Raw genomic sequence first — 2,961 nt, 5'->3', positions numbered from 1 at the left:
ATAGGAAAAGACTATCATTGAAAACAATAGGTTAAGTCCTCGACCGATTAGTATCAGTCAGCTCCACGTGTCGCCACGCTTCCACCTCTGACCTATCAACCTGATCATCTTTCAGGGGTCTTACTAGCTTGCGCTATGGGAAATCTCATCTTGAGGGGGGCTTCATGCTTAGATGCTTTCAGCACTTATCCCGTCCGCACATAGCTACCCAGCGATGCCTTTGGCAAGACAACTGGTACACCAGCGGTGCGTCCATCCCGGTCCTCTCGTACTAAGGACAGCTCCTCTCAAATTTCCTGCGCCCACGACGGATAGGGACCGAACTGTCTCACGACGTTCTGAACCCAGCTCGCGTACCGCTTTAATGGGCGAACAGCCCAACCCTTGGGACCGACTACAGCCCCAGGATGCGATGAGCCGACATCGAGGTGCCAAACCTCCCCGTCGATGTGGACTCTTGGGGGAGATAAGCCTGTTATCCCCGGGGTAGCTTTTATCCGTTGAGCGATGGCCCTTCCATGCGGAACCACCGGATCACTAAGCCCGACTTTCGTCCCTGCTCGACTTGTAGGTCTCGCAGTCAAGCTCCCTTGTGCCTTTACACTCTGCGAATGATTTCCAACCATTCTGAGGGAACCTTTGGGCGCCTCCGTTACCTTTTAGGAGGCGACCGCCCCAGTCAAACTGCCCACCTGACACTGTCTCCCACCCCGATCAGGGGTGCGGGTTAGAATGTCAATACAGCCAGGGTAGTATCCCACCAACGCCTCCACCGAAGCTGGCGCTCCGGCTTCACAGGCTCCTACCTATCCTGTACAAGCTGTACCAAAATTCAATATCAGGCTGCAGTAAAGCTCCACGGGGTCTTTCCGTCCTGTCGCGGGTAACCTGCATCTTCACAGGTACTATAATTTCACCGAGTCTCTCGTTGAGACAGTGCCCAGATCGTTACACCTTTCGTGCGGGTCGGAACTTACCCGACAAGGAATTTCGCTACCTTAGGACCGTTATAGTTACGGCCGCCGTTTACTGGGGCTTCAATTCAAAGCTTCGCTTGCGCTAACCTCTCCTCTTAACCTTCCAGCACCGGGCAGGTGTCAGCCCCTATACTTCACCTTGCGGTTTCGCAGAGACCTGTGTTTTTGCTAAACAGTCGCCTGGGCCTATTCACTGCGGCTCATCTGGGCTTTAACACCCTAATGAGCACCCCTTCTCCCGAAGTTACGGGGTCATTTTGCCGAGTTCCTTAACGAGAGTTCTCTCGAACACCTTAGGATTCTCTCCTCATCTACCTGTGTCGGTTTGCGGTACGGGCACCCTACATCTCACTAGAGGCTTTTCTTGGCAGTGTGGAATCAGGAACTTCGGTACTTTATTTCCCTCGCCATCACAGCTCAGCCTTAACGGAAACGGGATTTGCCTCGTTTCCAGCCTAACTGCTTGGACGCGCATATCCAACAGCGCGCTTACCCTATCCTCCTGCGTCCCCCCATCGCTCAAACGATGTATAGGTGGTACAGGAATATCAACCTGTTGTCCATCGCCTACGCTTTTCAGCCTCGGCTTAGGTCCCGACTAACCCTGAGCGGACGAGCCTTCCTCAGGAAACCTTAGATATTCGGTGGAAGGGATTCTCACCCTTCTTTCGCTACTCATACCGGCATTCTCACTTCTAAGCGCTCCACCAGTCCTTCCGGTCTAGCTTCAACGCCCTTAGAACGCTCTCCTACCACGGACATCGCAGATGTCCATCCACAGCTTCGGTGTTATGTTTAGCCCCGGTACATTTTCGGCGCGGAGTCACTCGACCAGTGAGCTATTACGCACTCTTTAAATGGTGGCTGCTTCTAAGCCAACATCCTGGTTGTCTAAGCAACTCCACATCCTTTTCCACTTAACATAAACTTTGGGACCTTAGCTGGTGGTCTGGGCTGTTTCCCTTTTGACTACGGATCTTATCACTCGCAGTCTGACTCCCGAGTATAAGTATTTGGCATTCGGAGTTTGACTGAATTCGGTAACCCGATGGGGGCCCCTAGTCCAATCAGTGCTCTACCTCCAATACTCTCAATCTCGAGGCTAGCCCTAAAGCTATTTCGGAGAGAACCAGCTATCTCCAAGTTCGATTGGAATTTCTCCGCTACCCACACCTCATCCCCGCACTTTTCAACGTGCGTGGGTTCGGGCCTCCATTCAGTGTTACCTGAACTTCACCCTGGACATGGGTAGATCACCTGGTTTCGGGTCTACGACCTCATACTCATTCGCCCTATTCAGACTCGCTTTCGCTGCGGCTCCGTCTCATCAACTTAACCTTGCATGAAATCGTAACTCGCCGGTTCATTCTACAAAAGGCACGCCATCACCCATGAACGGGCTCTGACTACTTGTAGGCACACGGTTTCAGGTTCTCTTTCACTCCCCTTCCGGGGTGCTTTTCACCTTTCCCTCACGGTACTGGTTCACTATCGGTCACTAGGGAGTATTTAGCCTTGGGAGATGGTCCTCCCTGCTTCCGACGGGATTTCACGTGTCCCGCCGTACTCAGGATCCACTCAGGAGGGAACGAAGTTTCAACTACAGGGTTTTTACCTTCTCTGACGGACCTTTCCAGATCTCTTCATTTACCCCGTTCCTTTGTAACTCCATGTAGAGTGTCCTACAACCCCAAGAGGCAAGCCTCTTGGTTTGGGCTAATTCCGTTTCGCTCGCCGCTACTCAGGAAATCGCGTTTGCTTTCTCTTCCTCCGGGTACTTAGATGTTTCAGTTCCCCGGGTCTGCCTTCAGTACCCTATGTATTCAGGTAAAGATACTGTTCCATTACGAACAGTGGGTTTCCCCATTCGGAAATCTCCGGATCAAAGCTTACTTACAGCTCCCCGAAGCATATCGGTGTTAGTCCCGTCCTTCATCGGCTCCTAGTGCCAAGGCATCCACCGTGCGCCCTTTCTAACTTAACC

General features: G+C 52.4%; 1 rRNA gene. It reads right to left on the bottom strand.

Going from position 1 to position 2,961, the window contains the following annotated elements:
- Window positions 1–27: 27 nt before the first annotated feature.
- Window positions 28–2,961 (bottom strand): 23S ribosomal RNA (locus V7068_RS08020).

Source organism: Bacillus sp. JJ634 (assembly GCF_036962285.1).
GTDB lineage: Bacteria > Bacillota > Bacilli > Bacillales > DSM-1321 > Peribacillus > Peribacillus asahii_A.
This window is presented reverse-complemented; position numbering and strand designations above follow the sequence as displayed.